At 57.6% G+C, this 16243-nt stretch carries 16 protein-coding genes; 6 read left to right on the forward strand and 10 right to left on the reverse strand.

Going from position 1 to position 16243, the window contains the following annotated elements; translation table 11 throughout:
• Positions 1-13: 13 nt before the first annotated feature.
• The 6 genes from NR795_RS11005 to dapA all read right to left on the reverse strand — a co-directional run bounded on the left by NR795_RS11005 (position 14) and on the right by dapA (position 7106).
• Entirely contained in the window at positions 14-2035 is a 2022-nt protein-coding gene (locus NR795_RS11005; RefSeq protein WP_257758206.1) for a tRNA(Met) cytidine acetyltransferase TmcA, read from the reverse strand.
• Between the two features lie 24 nt (positions 2036-2059).
• Entirely contained in the window at positions 2060-2920 is an 861-nt protein-coding gene (locus NR795_RS11010; protein WP_257758207.1) for a neutral zinc metallopeptidase, read from the reverse strand.
• Positions 2921-3058: 138 nt separating this feature from the next.
• Positions 3059-4180 (reverse strand): transposase, encoded by a 1122-nt coding sequence (locus tag NR795_RS11015; protein ID WP_257758208.1) that lies wholly within the window; start codon positions 4178-4180, stop codon positions 3059-3061.
• Positions 4181-4348: 168 nt separating this feature from the next.
• Entirely contained in the window at positions 4349-5062 is a 714-nt protein-coding gene (gene purC, locus NR795_RS11020; RefSeq protein ID WP_103818897.1) for a phosphoribosylaminoimidazolesuccinocarboxamide synthase, read from the reverse strand.
• 117 nt (positions 5063-5179) lie between these two features.
• Entirely contained in the window at positions 5180-6211 is a 1032-nt protein-coding gene (gene bamC / locus NR795_RS11025) for an outer membrane protein assembly factor BamC (RefSeq protein WP_238085381.1), read from the reverse strand.
• Positions 6212-6227: 16 nt separating this feature from the next.
• A complete protein-coding gene (gene dapA / locus NR795_RS11030) occupies positions 6228-7106 on the reverse strand; it encodes a 4-hydroxy-tetrahydrodipicolinate synthase (protein ID WP_257758209.1) in 879 nt (292 codons plus the stop codon).
• Positions 7107-7263: 157 nt separating this feature from the next.
• On the opposite strand from dapA, the gene NR795_RS11035 reads away from it, so the two are divergent.
• On the forward strand, positions 7264-7836 hold the full coding sequence (locus NR795_RS11035; RefSeq protein WP_257758210.1) for a glycine cleavage system transcriptional repressor: 573 nt from the start codon (positions 7264-7266) through the stop codon (positions 7834-7836).
• A complete protein-coding gene (gene bcp, locus NR795_RS11040) occupies positions 7836-8306 on the forward strand; it encodes a thioredoxin-dependent thiol peroxidase (protein ID WP_144818193.1) in 471 nt (156 codons plus the stop codon). Before NR795_RS11035 ends, bcp begins: the two co-directional genes overlap by 1 nt.
• A gap of 42 nt (positions 8307-8348) precedes the next feature.
• Here bcp and NR795_RS11045 read toward each other — a convergent pair whose 3' ends face one another.
• Positions 8349-9410, reverse strand: a complete 1062-nt coding sequence (locus NR795_RS11045; RefSeq protein ID WP_144818192.1) for an AI-2E family transporter — start codon at positions 9408-9410, stop codon at positions 8349-8351.
• Positions 9411-9561: 151 nt separating this feature from the next.
• Between NR795_RS11045 and bepA the strand changes: the two genes are divergently transcribed.
• Positions 9562-11025 carry a beta-barrel assembly-enhancing protease gene (gene bepA, locus NR795_RS11050; protein ID WP_257758211.1) on the forward strand — a complete coding sequence of 488 codons (1464 nt, stop codon included), beginning with the start codon at positions 9562-9564 and terminating at the stop codon, positions 11023-11025.
• Positions 11026-11037: 12 nt separating this feature from the next.
• Positions 11038-11394, forward strand: a complete 357-nt coding sequence (arsC, locus tag NR795_RS11055; RefSeq protein WP_257758212.1) for an arsenate reductase (glutaredoxin) — start codon at positions 11038-11040, stop codon at positions 11392-11394.
• Between the two features lie 39 nt (positions 11395-11433).
• On the opposite strand, the gene NR795_RS11060 is transcribed toward arsC, so the two are convergent.
• From NR795_RS11060 to upp, 3 genes are all read right to left on the reverse strand, one after another.
• Positions 11434-12135 carry a DnaA inactivator Hda gene (locus NR795_RS11060; RefSeq protein ID WP_103818889.1) on the reverse strand — a complete coding sequence of 234 codons (702 nt, stop codon included), beginning with the start codon at positions 12133-12135 and terminating at the stop codon, positions 11434-11436.
• Between the two features lie 94 nt (positions 12136-12229).
• The gene (gene uraA / locus NR795_RS11065; RefSeq protein WP_144818189.1) at positions 12230-13519 is read right to left on the reverse strand and encodes a uracil permease; all 1290 of its coding nucleotides are present in this window, start codon (positions 13517-13519) and stop codon (positions 12230-12232) included.
• 97 nt (positions 13520-13616) lie between these two features.
• Positions 13617-14243: a uracil phosphoribosyltransferase gene (gene upp, locus NR795_RS11070; RefSeq protein ID WP_042389323.1), complete on the reverse strand. Its 627-nt coding sequence runs from the start codon at positions 14241-14243 to the stop codon at positions 13617-13619.
• Positions 14244-14469: 226 nt separating this feature from the next.
• On the opposite strand from upp, the gene purM reads away from it, so the two are divergent.
• Both purM and purN read left to right on the forward strand, forming a co-directional pair.
• Positions 14470-15507: a phosphoribosylformylglycinamidine cyclo-ligase gene (purM, locus tag NR795_RS11075; protein ID WP_222888474.1), complete on the forward strand. Its 1038-nt coding sequence runs from the start codon at positions 14470-14472 to the stop codon at positions 15505-15507.
• The gene (gene purN / locus NR795_RS11080; protein ID WP_042389318.1) at positions 15504-16142 is read left to right on the forward strand and encodes a phosphoribosylglycinamide formyltransferase; all 639 of its coding nucleotides are present in this window, start codon (positions 15504-15506) and stop codon (positions 16140-16142) included. The genes purM and purN overlap by 4 nt, the downstream gene beginning before the upstream one ends.
• Positions 16143-16243: the final 101 nt, after the last annotated feature.

Here is a 16243-nt window from a genome sequence, read left to right on the forward strand (position 1 = left end):
CTGAATGAGTTAGTTAAAAAAATTGCAGCTGTGCTATCTGCTGCTGGCTTTGCGCGGCCCGATCGGCATCGATTGACGTCAGCGCCCCTGCCGTCTCGTGTCGTTGAGCCGCCAGCAGCGCCTTACGTCCGGCTAACCGGAGGCGGTGGCAGACCTGCGCCTCATTCAGACTCTGCTCCAGCTGGCTACGTAGCGCCGCCAGCGGCAGGGTGCTGTGCATCAGCAGACGGCTGAGCGCACCAATCGCCGCCGAGAGTGGGCGATGGGCAAAAGCAAAGCCAGCCAGCTCGTGCCAGTCATCACTATTAAGGGTAGTTGGCTCCCCCGGCGGCAGAGATAACTTTTCGTCACGCCAGGGCGCTAGCCAGGGGAGATCCCTCGCCAGCCTGCGCTGCTCCGTCGCGGCCAGCGCCTCTGCCGCAGGGGTGAGCGGCAGGATAGCCATCGCCGTGTAGCAGCCGCTGCTGGCTTCGCGATGGCTGCCCAGCCGCACCAGTTGAAAACCGCAGCGCTGCCAGAAGCGCCATAGCTCGCGAGTGTAGCCGAAGCTCACCGACAGATAGTCATAGCCTGCGCTGTGGGCGTGCGCCTTTGCGATCAGCCGCTGGCCGATGCCCTCCCGTTGGCGCGAAGGGTGGACGGCAATACGGCTGATACGACACCCCACCAGCGTGGCCGCCAGCGGGCTGGCTCCGTGCGCCGCCAGCGACTGAGCGACCAGATTGCCGCGCGGCCGTCGAAAGCCCGCCCACACCGCCTGGCTAAGCTCGGAAGAGAGTCCTCCCTCCTCCACCAGCCACAGCGCGGCGATGGGCTGCTCTCCGGCCAGCGCCTGCCAGAAGCGCTGGCCTGGCGCATCCATCATCCGCCGCAAATCGAGAGGCGAGGTCCGGTAGTGGGCGCTGGTCAGCAGGCGATAGAGCGCGGCGGGCTGCGCCGGCGAGGTCAGCCAAGCATCCTGCGTGAGAGGAGAAATAGCGTAGTCAGCACCGGCAGCCGAACCGGGAAGAGCATCATCAAACAGCAGCAGGTCACTGATGAAGACCTCGAGCGGGCAGCCGCTGGCCCAGCGTAGCGGCGTGTTGAGGCGATGGTGTTGCAAGCGATCCAGCCCGGCGCAGAGCTTCAGCAGGAAGCCCTGCCCTGTTCCCTCGTAGCCCTGTACGGTCGTCGTAAGCAGAACCCGGTTGAATCCGGCGATCAGCTGGCGCAGCAGCGGGCCAGGTATCGCCGCCGCCTCATCCACGATCAGCCAGTCAGGATGCGGCGCATCTCCGTCAGCCAGCCGCTGGCGCAGCGTATCCGGTGGAACAAAGTTCACCTCCTCTCCGGCAAACTGTGCCAGCACGTCGGTGGCGGCCCGGGTGGGTGCGGTCACGATGGCATTGCCGTGCAGATGACGAAGATGCATCCCTGCCAGCGCCGATTTGCCGCGTCCGCGTGGCGCGGTCACTACCATGACACCGGGCGACATCGCGTGTAATTCAGCAAGGATCGCGGCCTGCTCCTGCTCCGGCGCACCGTTGGCTGGGTGCCACGTCGGGCGCACGGCAAACTCAGGAAGCGTGAGCGGCTCTCCCTGCTGCCAGAGGATCGCTTCGTCGTGCGTCCGTAGCATGCGGCAAACGTGGCTGATAAAACGTGGGGTGGCGATGGGTTGAGCGGTGTCGCTCCAGCGACAGGCGTCGGCGTCAGGCGTTTCTGCCCAGCGGGAAAAGGAAGGAGTCAACAGGATCAGCCAGCCTCCCGCCCGTAGCGTACCGCCGAGAGCCGCAAAGGCGGCCACGTCAAAGCCGCGGCGCGCATCAAAGACGGCGTGGCTAAACTCGCGGCCCAGCAGCGTAGTGAGCGCCCGCGGATGGCAGTAGTCTGCGGCCTGAGCAGCATCCTGCTCGTCACCTACCCACAGCGCCGCCTGCGGCGCTATCAGGGCCGTGGCCTGCTGCTGGCACCACGTCTCTTCCCCGCTGATAACCAGCAGGCGACGGATCCCCTCGCGCGCCATCTGCGCGCTCAGGGCGATCAAACGCTCCATGTCACCGTTCCCGAAAATGAAGCCTTACAGCGTATTGCCAAAGGTGTTGCACTGGGCGACATCACCCGTATCAAAGCCGCGCTTAAACCAGGTATAACGCTGCTCGGAGGTGCCGTGGGTAAAGCTGTCCGGTACTACGTGGCCCTGGCTCTGCTTCTGAAGACGGTCATCACCGATCGCTTCGGCGGCGTTCAGACCTTCCTGCAGATCGCCCTCTTCCATTACGCCCTGCTGCTGCATGCTGCGGCCCCAGACGCCAGCAAAGCAGTCCGCCTGCAGCTCCATCTTCACCGACAGGCGGTTAACTTCAACCTGGGAGGCGTTTTGCTGCAGCTGGCGCACTTTCGGCTCGATACCCAGCAGCTTCTGCACGTGGTGACCCACCTCGTGGGCAATGACATAGCCTTGAGCGAAGTCGCCTGCCGCGCCAAGCTTGCTCTTCATCTCATCGTAGAAAGAGAGATCGATATAGACTTTGCTGTCTGCCGGACAGTAGAACGGCCCCATGACCGACTGACCGGTACCGCAGCCGGTTTGGGTAGCGTTACGGTACATCACCAGCGTTGGCTGCTGATAGGTGCGGCCCATTTTCTCAAACAGCTGGGTCCACGTCTCTTCGGTGGTCGCAAAAATGACGCGGGTAAACTTCGCTGCCTCATTCTCCTGGGGAGTAGCAACCTGCTGAGTGCCTGGCTGAGACATCGGCTGTCCGGTGAGCAGTCCGGTTAAATCCACCCCGTAGTAGCCGCCGATCACCACAATCACCAGCAAAATAATCCCGCCTTTGCCCCGGGGCAAACGTAGCCCTCGGCCGCTCAGCGGGCTACCTGATTCGTTACGCCTGTCTTCAACGTTATTACTTTCGCGACGCCCTTGCCAACGCATAATCACCTCAGAGATATTTTAATAAATATGATTGATCGTAGGCGGTTAAAGGCAGGATTACCATAAGAAAGATGCTTTGACTGCTCCCCGCCCTAAAAGATGAGGATTCCCACTTCAACGCAACCTACCTAAGCCACATTAAGCGGCTTTAGGATTTACAGTCGCTCCGGGGGCTAACGCGGTCAGCCCGACCGCTTTAATATTTTTCGCGGCGTTAATGTCACGATCATGGTTAGCCCCGCATTCAGGGCAGATCCACGAACGAACGTTAAGCGCCATTTTTGGCATAGTGTAGCCGCAACTGCTACAGCGTTTTGAGGACGGGAAATACTGGTCAATAGCAACCACTGACCGCCCCGCCCATTCGCCCTTATATTCAAGCTGGCGGACGAACTCGCCCCAGCTTGCGTCTGCTATCGCTCTGGACAGTTTCGGATTGCGGATCATGTTCTTCACTTTCAGGGATTCGACGCAAACAACTTGGTTTTCGTTTATCAGTTTGCGGGAAAGTTTGTGCAGGTTATCCATGCGGCAATCAGCAATTTTCGCGTGGATGCGAGCGACTTTTAAGCGGGCTTTAGCGCGGTTCTTTGAGCCTTTTTGTTTCTTGCTCAAACGGCGCTGTAGCAGGGCAAGGCGCTTCGCATATTTAACGGTATAACGGGGATTGCCGGTTTTGAATCCGCTATCAGTGACGAACAAATTTTTTAAACCAACATCAATGCCGACCGTTGAAGCGGTGATTGGCAGTGATACAGGTTCAAATTCACAAAGGCAGGACACGAAATAGCGCCCTGCAGCATCTTTGCTGATGGTGATAGACGACGGTTCGCACGGCAAAGGACGCGACCAGCGCACGTTTAAAGGCATTTTGCTCTTTGCCATATACAAACAGCCATCTTTGTATTTGAACGCCGTATTCATGAAAGTAGCCGCCTGTTTATGGCGCTTACTTTTGAATGTTGGGTATCTGGCACGACCTGCAAAGAAGTTGGAAAAGGCAGTTTGTTGATGGCGGATCGCCTGCTGGAGTGGCACGGCAGAAACATCGCCTAACCATGAGTGTTCTGGCATGGCTTTGATAGCTGTCAGGCGCTTATCGGCTTGTGGATAACCGATTTTCTCTTGCCGCTCATAGTATGCGTCAGTGCGCCAGCGCAGAATGCTGTTGTAGACGAAACGCACACACCCGAATGTTTGATCTAGTAGCTTAACCTGATCGGGCGTTGGATAGAATCTGTATTTATATGCGCGTTTCATAGCTTTACAAAATACGCTTAAATTTGTAAGCCATGTTGACGATGATCAAATAATTTTTTTCAGTTTCCGCGCTTATATCCCTGCCCGAATGGGTGAGGCTTCACGCACAACATCAGTAACAGGCCGGAGGAGTGGGGAACGCCTCCGGCTAACAGTGAAAGAGTGAAACTAGTCCAGTTTCACACCGAGACGGTGGGCCACGGCTTCATAGGCTTCGATCACGCCGCCCAGGCTCTGGCGGAAACGGTCTTTATCCATTTTATCCATGGTCTCTTTGTCCCACAGGCGGCTGCCGTCCGGGGAGAACTCATCGCCCAGCACTACTTCGCCGTTGAACAAACCAAACTCCAGCTTGAAGTCCACCAGGATCAGACCCGCATCGTCAAACAGTTTGGTCAGCACATCGTTGGCCTTGTAGGTCAGCTCTTTCATGCGCGCCAGGTTTTTTTGATTCACCCAGCCGAAGGTTTCGCAGTAGGAGTCGTTAACCATCGGATCGTGCATTTCATCGTTTTTCAGGAACAGATCGAACAGAGGCGGATTCAGGATCATCCCCTCCTCAATACCCAGACGCTTCACCAGCGAACCCGCCGCGCGGTTACGGATAACGCACTCTACCGGCACCATCTCCAGCTTCTTCACCAGGCACTCGGTATCGGAGAGCAGCTGCTCCATCTGTGTTGGGATGCCCGCTTCTTCCAGCTTGCTCATAATGAAGTGGTTGAACTTGTTGTTCACCATGCCTTTACGATCGAACTGTTCAATGCGCGCGCCATCCCCTGCTGACGTATCATTGCGGAATTCGAGCACCAACAGGTCGGGGTTTTCCGTGCTGTATACGGTCTTCGCTTTGCCACGATACAACTCAGCTTGCTTTTGCATCTTTGTTACTCCAGGTTCCAGGTGTGATGATTTGAAGTCTAACTGCGGCCATTATCCGCTACGCACACGTTTGCGTCTACCCTGATAAAAAAGGCCGGAGCAATCCGGCCTGATTTTTTACTTGAATGCAGCTTCGAAAACGGCCACCAGCGCGTCGTTTTGCGCCTGGGTCAGGGTGTGCCCTTTCGGATCGATAAACTGCAGGCTGCTGCGGTTATCGAGATCGCCTACCTGTAACTTGTAGTCACCGGAGGTGAGACCCGGATCGCGTGCGCCAAGTGCCAGCCAGTCGCTGTCAGAGAGCGGCTTGTAGGTCACCGCCATGCTGCCGGTTGAGCGCGTGGAGTCGGTCACTTTCATGCCCACTTTCTCGAGGGTCGCAGGCAGACGCTGCCAGACCACGTTAAACGGCCCGCGGACCACCAGCATCGGCAGACCGGTGTCGTCGGCACCGCTCTGTACGTCGAGGGTAGCGGCGGAGCGGTTCTGCGCGGCGTTCTGTGACGCAGTAGCGGTTTTATCCAGCCCGGCGGAGATTGCGTTCAGCATTTCGGTGCTGTAGCGCTGCAGCGAGGCGGTATCGGCCACTGGCTTGCCAGCCTGCTCGAGGTTCATCAGCTTGACGACAACCGCCTGCTGATAGCCCTGCGGCTTAACCGAGATTTGATAACGGCCACGGTACTGCTGATCTTCGTCGAGGCGATTCCAGTCAATCCAACCGGTTGTCAGGGTCTGCGCGGCATCGTCACGTTTATCAATCGCGTAGTTATTGCCCTGAACGATGCTTACCACCTGTGGCCACAGCGTGCTACGGTTGCCGTTCTCCACCAGCAGCGTTGCGGTATCACCGGTAAACTGGGTGCGGGCACCCGTCACCAGCGCCAGCGGCTGGGCCGGTGGGCGGATATCCAGCGCTTTACCGACGGCACCGCTGCCGTTGGTCACTGGAATGTTGTAGTCACCGTTCTGCACTGGCAGGATCATGCCAGCAGGCGCATGAAGTTCACCAAGCGGCGCGGCATCCAGATAGGATTCATCACCGCTAACCTGGCGTTTATAACGCGAGTCCGAATTACAGGCAGCGAGCAGCATAACAAGCGAAACACTCGCTACCTTCACCAGGCGCGACTTCTGTACTGAGTAAGCCATCAAATCTCCCTAAACTTTACAGCAAACCGGCGTGCTTAAGCGCAGCGGTAACAGCCTCACGACCGTGGTCGGTAATCGGCGTCATCGGCAGACGCAGCGTGTCGGTCGCTACAAGCCCCAACTCCTTACATGCCCATTTCACCGGGATAGGATTGGGTTCGACAAATAGTTTGTTGTGTAACGGCATCAGACGCCGGTTGATCACCCGCGCTTCGCTAAACTGCCCTTCGGCAGCCAGACGGCACATCTCTGCCATGTCGCGTGCGGCCACGTTAGAGGTCACGGAGATCACACCGTGACCGCCAAGCTGCATAAAGTCCAGCCCGGTGGCATCATCACCACTCAGCAGACCAAAGTCATCTGAAACCAGCTCTTTGATCTGGTGAACACGACTTAAGTTCCCCGTGGCCTCTTTGATTGCGACAATATTGTTCACTTTCGCCAGGCGACCCACGGTTTCAGGCAGCATATCGCAACCGGTACGCGAAGGTACATTATACAGAATTTGCGGCAGATCAGTGTGTTCCGCGATGGCTTTAAAATGCTGGAACAGCCCTTCCTGAGTTGGACGGTTGTAGTACGGCGTGACCGTCAGGCAGCCTACCACGCCGCTGCCGTTGAAGCGCTCGGTAAGACCAATCGCCTCAGCGGTGGCATTTGCACCGGTGCCTGCGATAATCGGGATGCGCCCGTCGGCCAGTTCAAGCGTCAGCATCACGACGTCACCATGTTCCTCATGGCTCAGCGTGGCGGACTCACCGGTCGTGCCTACCGATACAATCGCCGAGGTTCCGCTGGCGACATGATAATCAATCAGTTTCTTCAGGCTTGACCGGCAGACATTACCTTTCTCATCCATCGGTGTAACAAGCGCGACAATACTTCCCGTGAACATGGGCCATCCTCTGTGCAAACAAGATTCTCAATGGTACGTTTGGTGCTGTAATAAAAGCAAGCGACGCGAGGCGTTCCGGCGGTTGTATGCCGGTTTTTTTTATGCTTTCCTTAGGATTACCGAAACCGTTAGCGAAGCATCTACAGGAAGAACAGGTTTGACCCCTTCATCACAACATTATCTGGTTATTACCGCGCTAGGTGTCGACAGGCCTGGTATCGTCAATACGATCACCCGTCACGTGAGCAGCTGCGGCTGTAATATTGAAGATAGCCGGCTGGCGATGCTCGGGGAAGAGTTCACCTTTATCATGCTGCTTTCCGGCTCATGGAACGCCATTACCCTGATTGAATCCACACTGCCGCTGAAGGGTGCGGAGCTGGATCTGCTGATCGTCATGAAACGCACTACCGCGAGGCCCGGCGCGGCGCTGCCCGCCACGGTGTGGGTGCAGGTGGAGGTAGCGGACTCCCCGCACCTGATCGAGCGCTTCACCGCCCTGTTCGATGCCCATCAGATGAATATTGCCGAACTGGTCTCTCGCACCCAGCCACCCCAGGCTGGTGCGGCCGCCCAGCTCTTTATTCAAATCACCGCCCATAGCCCGGCGCTGGAAGATGCGGCAAAAATTGAACAAGCTTTCAAAGTACTATGTACAGAATTAAATGCGCAGGGCAGTATAAATGTCGTCAACTATTCCCAGAACGAAGAACAGGATGGAGTGAAGTGATGAATCCACTGAAAGCCGGTGATACCGCACCGAAATTTAGCTTGCCGGATCAAGACGGAGAACAAGTTAATTTGGCCGACTTCCAGGGACAGCGTGTATTGGTCTATTTCTACCCGAAAGCCATGACCCCAGGCTGTACCGTTCAGGCCTGCGGCCTACGCGATAACATGGACGATTTAAAGAAAATAGGTGTGGAAGTGCTGGGCATCAGCACCGACAAGCCGGAAAAGCTCTCCCGCTTTGCTGAAAAAGAGCTGCTGAACTTTACCCTGCTGTCCGATGAAGACCATCAGGTCTGCGAGCAGTTTGGCGTCTGGGGTGAAAAGTCGTTTATGGGTAAAACCTACGACGGCATTCACCGCATCAGCTTTTTGATTGGCGCTGACGGGGTCGTTGAGCACGTGTTCAACGATTTCAAAACCAGCAACCACCACGATATCGTGCTCGGTTGGTTACAACAGAACGCGTAATGTATTAATGCCCGGCGGCGCTGCGCCTGCCGGGCCTACACGCTACTCTTCAACCGCCGGAACATCCGGCCAGGCATGCACCACGGCCTTGATCAGCGTGGCAAGCGGAATCGCAAAGAACACCCCCCAGAAGCCCCACAGTCCGCCGAAGATCACCACCGACAGAATGATCACCAGCGGATGCAGATTGACCGCCTCCGAGAAGAGCACCGGCACCAGCAGGTTGCCGTCCAGCCCCTGAATAATCAGGTAAACCGCAAAGCAGCTCCAGAACTCGGTTCCCAGCCCAAACTGGAACAGTGCCACGCCGATCACCGGGATAGTGACCACAAACGCGCCGATGTAGGGAATGAGCACCGAGAAGCCCACCAGCACCGCCAGCAGCAGCGAGTAGTTGAGACCGAAGAGAATAAAACCAATCCACGTCGCCACGCCGACGACGATCATCTCCAGCACTTTGCCGCGAATATAGTTAGTGATCTGCTGGTTCATCTCCACCCACACCTGGCCTGCCAGGCCACGGTTGCGCGGCAGAATGCGGCGCACGGCGTTGAGCATCTGCTCTTTGTCCTTCACCAGGAAGAAGACCATCAGCGGCACCAGCACCAGATAGACCGCGAGCGTCAGCAGCCCCACCAGCGAAGCGACGGAGTATTTAACCACTGAATCCCCGAGGCTGAGCATGCGGGTGCGCATGTTCTCCGCCATGGCATCGATAATGCCCGCGTCCATCAGCGCCGGATAGCGTCGCGGCAGGGTAGCCGCAAAATCAGAGAGCTTGTTGAGCATGCCGGGCATATCGCGGATCAGATTGATGCCCTGCTGCCAGGCGATAGGCATCACCACGAAGGCCATCAGCAGCAGGATGCCGACAAACAGCACCAGCACGATGCTGGAGGCGACGGTACGTGAGCAGCCAACATTTTCCAGCCGGGCGGTAGGCCACTCCAGCAGGTAGGCCAGCACCATGGCGACCAGCAGTGGGGCTAATAACCCGCTAAAAAAGAACAGGATGCTAAACCCTGCCAGCAGAATGACCAGCAGCGCAATCGCCTCCGGATCGCTAAAGCGACGGCGATACCACTGCATTAACATTTCGAGCATAACTTACCTTACCTATAGGTCCCTGGTGGGTTTTCCGGAGGAATTGTATCGAAGTGAAACAAAAAAGACTTCGCTTTTCGACGCTGCCACAGGAAACTAACGCATCAATTGATTAAGATGTTCATCATGCTCGCCATACAGGATTGAGGTTATGTTCAGGACGTTGAGAAAAACGCTGGTTGCTACCCTGATTGCTACCCTGACGCTGGGCCAGGCCGCGCCGGTCTTTGCGGATTCAGCGGATACCCTGCCGGATATGGGCACCTCGGCGGGCAGCACGCTGTCGATTGCCCAGGAGCTGCAGATGGGCGACTACTACGTTCGCCAGCTGCGCGGCAGTGCGCCGCTGATTAACGATCCCCTGTTAGTGCAGTACATTAATGGCTTAGGGATGCGCCTTGTCGCCCATGCCAATTCGGTGCGCACCCCGTTTCACTTCTACTTAATCAATAATGACGAAATCAACGCCTTCGCCTTCTTTGGCGGCAACGTGGTGCTGCACTCGGCCCTCTTCCGCTATGCCGATAACGAGAGCCAACTGGCCTCGGTAATGGCGCACGAAATCTCCCACGTTACCCAGCGCCACCTTGCGCGGGCGATGGAGGATCAGAAAAACAGCGCGCCGCTGACCTGGGCTGGGGCGTTAGGCTCTATTCTGCTGGCGATGGCCAGTCCGCAGGCGGGGATGGCGGCGCTGACCGGTACCCTCGCCGGCACTCGTCAGGGGATGATCACCTTTACCCAGCAGAATGAGCAGGAGGCGGACCGCATCGGCATTCAGGTGCTACAGCGTTCGGGGTTCGATCCGCAGGCGATGCCAACCTTCCTCGAAAAGCTGCTGGATCAGGCCCGCTACTCTTCACGACCGCCGGAGATCCTGCTGACTCACCCCCTGCCAGAGAGCCGTCTCTCGGATACCCGCAACCGTGCCAACCAGATGCGGCCGGTCGTGGTTCAGTCCTCAGAGGATTTTTACCTGGCGAAGGCGCGTACGCTGGGGATGTATAACAGCGGGCGCAACCAGCTTACCAACGATCTGCTGGATGCGTGGGCCAAGGGCAACGTGCGCGAACAGCGTGCCGCCCAGTATGGCCGGGCACTCCAGGCGATGGAGGGCGCTAACTACCCCACCGCCAGCCAGGCGTTGCAGCCTCTGCTGAGCGCAGAGCCGGGCAACAGCTGGTATCTCGATTTAGCCACCGATATCGATCTCGGTCAGAGAAAGTTTGATCAGGCCATCAACCGGCTGAAAAATGCGCCGAAGCTGAAAACCGACCCGGTGTTGCAGCTCAACCTGGCCAACGCCTATTTGCAGAGCGGCCAGGCAAGCGAGGCGGAGAAGATCCTTAACCGCTACACCTTTACCTATAAAGATGACACCAACGGCTGGGAGCTGCTGGCGCAGACCGAGGGCACGCTCGGCAATCGCGATCAGGAGCTGGCCGCCCGCGCCGAGGGCCTGGCGCTTAACGGTCAGCTGGATCAGGCAATCTCGCTGCTGGGCAGCGCCAGCGCGCAGGTGAAGCTGGGCAGCATGCAGCAGGCGCGCTACGACGCCCGCATTGATCAGCTGCGGCAGATGCAGGAACGCTTTAAGCCCTATACCAAGATGTAATCAGGAGAATGTATGTCCGACGCGGTCACTATCTACCATAACCCCCGCTGCTCGAAGAGCCGCGAGACCCTGAGCCTGCTGCAATCCCACGGCGTTGAGCCGCAGGTGGTGCTCTATCTGGAGACGCCGCCGGATGCGACCACGCTGCGTAATCTACTGCAGATGCTCAATTTAAGCAGCGCCCGGGATCTGATGCGGCAGAAAGAGGATCTCTACCGCACGCTCAACCTGGCGGACAGCACGCTTTCGGAAGAGGCGTTAATTCAGGCGATGGTAGAGAACCCTAAGCTCATCGAGCGCCCTGTCGTGGTGAAGGGCGACCAGGCGCGTATTGGCCGACCGCCGGAGCAGGTGCTGGAGATCCTGTAGGTACCGTAGGCCGGATAAGCGAAGCGCCATCCGGCGACTTCAGAGTTTAAGGATCTCTTTCACAAACGGGATGGTTAGCTTGCGCTGGGCGGTAATTGAGGCGCGGTCCAGCTGATCCAGCGTCTCAAACAGCGTGCGCATCTCGCGATCCAGCCTCTTGAGCAGAAAACGGCACACGTCCTCCGGCAGCTCAAAGCCACGCTGGCGGGCGCGCAGCTGCAATGCCAGCAGCTTATCCTCGTCCGACAGCGGCTGAAGCCGGTAGATCTGCCCCCAGTCGAGGCGCGAGGCGAGATCCGCCAGGTGCAAATTGAGCTGGCGCGGCGGGCGATCGCCGGTGATCAGCAGGCGCGTGCGGCCTGATTCCAGAATACGGTTGTAGAGATTAAAGATCGCCATCTCCCAGGGATCGTCCCCGGCGATGCACTCAATATTGTCGATGCAGACCAGCGAAAGCTGCTCCATGCCGTCCAGCACTTCCGGCACAAACCAGGTGCGCTTATCAAGTGGGACATAGCCCACGGCGTCGCCGCGTGCGGAGAGTTCGGCGCAGGCGGCATGCAGCAGATGGCTACGACCTGCACCTTCCCGCGACCAGAAGTAGATGTATCCGCTATGATCCTGACGCAGCACGTTTTGCACAGCTGCCAACAGAGAGGGGTTATCACCCGGCCAGAAACTGGCAAAGGTTTCATCGTCGGGAAGATAGAGTGGCAGAGAGAGCTGCGCCGGTGCGTTCAGAGATACCTCAACAGGGCTTACGGAAAACGCAGCGAGTTTACCACAAAACGATGCGCGGTTTGAACCGGGCACGACGCCCGGTTCACATTCCAGATTAATGCGGAGTGACGTCGTTCTCCTGGGCGTCAATTACCTCTTCTTCCGGACGCAGGACGCTGATCAGTTTGAAGATCAGCGCCAGGCCGATGCCAACGATGGTGGCCAGCGCCATGCCCTTCAGCTCTGCCGCGCCGATGTGCACCTTCGCACCGCTGACGCCGATGATCAGGATCACCGAGGTGAGGATCAGGTTCTGCGCTTTGCTGTAGTCCACCTTGGACTCAATCAGCACACGAATACCGGACGCGCCAATCACCCCATACAGCAGCAGCGACACGCCGCCCATCACCGGAACCGGAATGATCTGGATAGCCGCCGCCAGCTTGCCGACGCAGGAGAGCAGAATAGCAATGATCGCCGCCCCGCCGATAACCCAGGTGCTGTAGACGCGGGTAATCGCCATCACGCCGATGTTCTCGCCGTAGGTGGTGTTTGGCGTGGATCCGAAGAAGCCGGAGATGATGGTAGAGAAGCCGTTGGCAAACATAGAGCGATGCAGGCCCGGGTCACGGATCAGGTCGCGCTTAACGATGTTGGCCGTCACCACCAGGTGACCGACGTGCTCGGCGATGACCACCAGCGCGGCAGGCAGAATGGTAAAGATAGCGAACCACTCAAAGCGCGGGGTGTAGAAGGTTGGCAGCGCAAACCAGTGCGCCTGGGCAATCGGAGTGGTATCCACCACGCCCATGGCGAACGACAGCGCATAGCCCGCCAGCACGCCGATCAGGATTGGGATAATCGCCAGGAAGCCGCGGAACAGTACCGAGCCAAACACGGTAACGCCCAGCGTCACCAGAGAGATGATCACCGTTTTGCTATCCGCAGACTGCCCATCCGCCGGCAGCAGGCCGGCCATGTTGGCCGCCACGCCCGCCAGCTCAAGGCCGATTACGGCCACGATTGCGCCCATCGCCGCCGGAGGGAACATCACGTCAAGCCAGCCGGTGCCCGCTTTCTTAACGATAAACGACACCAGGCAGAACAGCACGCCGCACATAATAAAACCGCCGAGCGCCACCTCGTATCCGAGCGGTAGCAGGAGCAGCACCGGGGAGATAAACGCAAAGCTGGAACCCAGATAGGCAGGAATTTTACCTTTACAGATAAAGAGATAGAGCAGCGTGCCGACGCCGTTAAACAGCAGCACGGTAGCCGGGTTAATGTGAAACAGGATTGGCACCAGCACGGTTGCGCCAAACATGGCGAACAGGTGCTGCAAACTAAGCGGGATTGTCTGTAAAAGCGGCGGTCTTTCACTCACCCCGATAGCACGGCGCGTCATAGTGTTTTCCTCTGAGTTGTGTTTTGTATTAGGCGAACTGCGTCTTTTATTCAAAAAAAAGCCGACTATCAAAGTCGGCTCTTTTTCATTTATTCAATTACTTGGTACCAAAAATCTTGTCGCCGGCATCGCCGAGACCAGGAATAATATACCCGTGCTCGTTAAGTCCCTGATCGACCGATGCGGTATAGAGTTCAATATCCGGATGCGCCTTCTCCAGCGCGGCCACGCCTTCCGGAGCGGCAACCAGTACCAGCACCTTGATGCTGCTGCAGCCCGCTTTTTTCAGCAGGTCGATGGTGGCGATCATTGAGCCGCCGGTCGCCAGCATCGGGTCAACCACCAGCGCCATACGCTCGTCGATGTTCGATACCAGCTTCTGGAAGTAAGGTACCGGCTCCAGGGTCTCTTCGTCGCGGTAGATACCGACCACGCTGATACGCGCGCTCGGGACGTGCTCCAGCACGCCTTCCATCATGCCCAGACCGGCACGCAGGATCGGCACCACGGTAATTTTTTTACCTTTGATCTGCTCGATCTCCACCGGGCCGTTCCAGCCTTCGATGGTTACCTTCTCGGTTTCCAGATCGGCAGTCGCTTCATAGGTCAGCAGGCTGCCTACTTCAGAGGCGAGTTCACGAAAGCGTTTGGTGCTGATGTCATGCTCACGCATCAGTCCCAGCTTGTGTTTGACGAGTGGGTGTTTTACTTCCACGATCTTCATACTCTTCTCCTTCCCCAGACAGTTGGTAGCCACAAAAAAAATCGCCGGATTATACCGCTTTTTCTCCGTTGCGCTATAGGTAGAGGGTTGATCCCGATCAATCAGATTGAAAATCAGTATATCGCAACGATCTCTGAGAGCCATGAATAATGGACTCGCAAACGTTTGCCTTGACTGTTAGAATTGCGCCGAATTTTATTTCTATCGCCATGTGGGGATCCAAGCAGTGACCGATAAAACCTCTCTCAGCTACAAAGATGCCGGTGTTGATATTGACGCAGGTAATGCACTGGTTGACCGAATCAAAGGCGTAGTGAAGAAAACCCGCCGCCCGGAAGTGATGGGTGGACTGGGTGGCTTCGGTGCGCTGTGCGCGCTGCCGCAAAAATATCGTGAGCCGGTGCTGGTTTCCGGTACTGACGGCGTGGGCACCAAGCTGCGCCTGGCGATGGATCTCAAGCGTCATGACGCTATCGGCATCGATCTGGTGGCCATGTGCGTTAATGACCTGGTGGTTCAGGGCGCTGAGCCGCTCTTCTTCCTCGACTACTACGCCACCGGCAAGCTGGACGTCGACACCGCTGCCAGCGTGATCGGCGGCATCGCGGAAGGCTGTCTGCAGTCCGGCTGTGCGCTGGTGGGCGGCGAAACCGCTGAGATGCCGGGCATGTACCATGGCGAAGATTATGACGTCGCGGGCTTCTGCGTGGGCGTGGTTGAGAAATCGGAAATCATCGACGGCTCCAAAGTCACTGACGGCGACGTGCTGATTGCCCTTGGCTCCAGCGGCCCGCACTCTAACGGCTACTCGCTGGTGCGTAAAATCGTTGAGGTGAGCGGCTGCGATCCGGAAACGACCCAGCTCGACGGTAAATCGCTGGCGGATCACCTCCTGGCCCCGACCCGCATCTACGTGAAAAACATTCTTGAGCTGATTGCTAACGTTGACGTGCATGCCATCGCCCACCTTACCGGCGGCGGCTTCTGGGAGAACATTCCGCGCGTGCTGCCGGACAACACCCAGGCGGTGATTGACGAATCCAGCTGGCAGTGGCCCTCCGTCTTCAACTGGCTGCAGCAGGCAGGCAACGTCAGCCAGCACGAGATGTACCGCACCTTTAACTGCGGCGTCGGCATGGTGATCGCGCTCTCTGCCCAGGATGCAGATAAGGCGATTGAGCTGATGAACGCGAAAGGTGAAAAGGCATGGAAAATTGGTATGATTAAAGCCTCTGATTCCAGCGAGCGCGTGGTCATCGAATGAAAAACATAGTGGTGCTCATTTCCGGTAACGGAAGCAATTTGCAGGCAATTATTGACGCCTGCGCGCAAAAGAGAATTAACGCCACTGTCCGTGCGGTATTCAGTAACAAGGCCGACGCGTTCGGCCTGCAACGTGCGCGTGAGGCCGATATTGCGGCCCACGCCATTACGGCCGACCAGTTTGCCAGCCGTGAAGCATTTGACCGTGAGCTGATGATGGAGATCGACGCCTACGCCCCGGATCTGGTGGTGCTGGCAGGCTATATGCGCATTCTCAGCCCCGAGTTTGTTGCCCACTATCAGGGCCGCCTGCTGAACATCCACCCCTCCCTGCTGCCGAAATATCCCGGCCTGCATACCCACCGTCAGGCGCTGGCCAACGGCGACGAAGAGCACGGCACCTCCGTGCATTTTGTTACCGACGAGCTGGACGGCGGACCGGTGATCCTGCAAGCCAAAGTGCCGGTATTTCCTGGCGATGGTGAAGAGGACGTCACCGATCGCGTCCAGACCCAGGAGCACGCGATCTACCCTCTGGTGGTGAGCTGGTTTATTGATGGCCGTCTGGCAATGCGCGAGGGTGCCGCATGGCTCGATGGCGTTCAGCTCCCTCCGCAAGGGCACGCCGCCGAGTAGGCCTTCTGTTGCCGGACAGCCTGCACCGTCCGGCAATAACCTCCGTATTATCAGATTACTGTCATACTTATCTGTCACAATTGGACAAGCTGTGGTAATTC

The organism is Pseudescherichia sp. L3 (genome assembly GCF_024656065.1).
Taxonomy (GTDB): Bacteria; Pseudomonadota; Gammaproteobacteria; order Enterobacterales; family Enterobacteriaceae; genus Pseudescherichia.

Excerpts from the sequence above, each read along its gene's own strand:
- bcp (WP_144818193.1), top strand. The coding sequence starts at position 7,836 with ATGAATCCACTGAAAGCCGGTGATACCGCACCGAAATTTAGCTTGCCG.
- NR795_RS11005 (WP_257758206.1), bottom strand. The coding sequence starts at position 2,035 with ATGGAGCGTTTGATCGCCCTGAGCGCGCAGATGGCGCGCGAGGGGATC.
- purN (WP_042389318.1), top strand. The coding sequence starts at position 15,504 with ATGAAAAACATAGTGGTGCTCATTTCCGGTAACGGAAGCAATTTGCAG.
- purC (WP_103818897.1), bottom strand. The coding sequence starts at position 5,062 with ATGCAAAAGCAAGCTGAGTTGTATCGTGGCAAAGCGAAGACCGTATAC.
- NR795_RS11045 (WP_144818192.1), bottom strand. The coding sequence starts at position 9,410 with ATGCTCGAAATGTTAATGCAGTGGTATCGCCGTCGCTTTAGCGATCCG.
- dapA (WP_257758209.1), bottom strand. The coding sequence starts at position 7,106 with ATGTTCACGGGAAGTATTGTCGCGCTTGTTACACCGATGGATGAGAAA.
- NR795_RS11015 (WP_257758208.1), bottom strand. The coding sequence starts at position 4,180 with ATGAAACGCGCATATAAATACAGATTCTATCCAACGCCCGATCAGGTT.
- arsC (WP_257758212.1), top strand. The coding sequence starts at position 11,038 with ATGTCCGACGCGGTCACTATCTACCATAACCCCCGCTGCTCGAAGAGC.
- upp (WP_042389323.1), bottom strand. The coding sequence starts at position 14,243 with ATGAAGATCGTGGAAGTAAAACACCCACTCGTCAAACACAAGCTGGGA.
- bamC (WP_238085381.1), bottom strand. The coding sequence starts at position 6,211 with ATGGCTTACTCAGTACAGAAGTCGCGCCTGGTGAAGGTAGCGAGTGTT.
- uraA (WP_144818189.1), bottom strand. The coding sequence starts at position 13,519 with ATGACGCGCCGTGCTATCGGGGTGAGTGAAAGACCGCCGCTTTTACAG.
- NR795_RS11010 (WP_257758207.1), bottom strand. The coding sequence starts at position 2,920 with ATGCGTTGGCAAGGGCGTCGCGAAAGTAATAACGTTGAAGACAGGCGT.
- bepA (WP_257758211.1), top strand. The coding sequence starts at position 9,562 with ATGTTCAGGACGTTGAGAAAAACGCTGGTTGCTACCCTGATTGCTACC.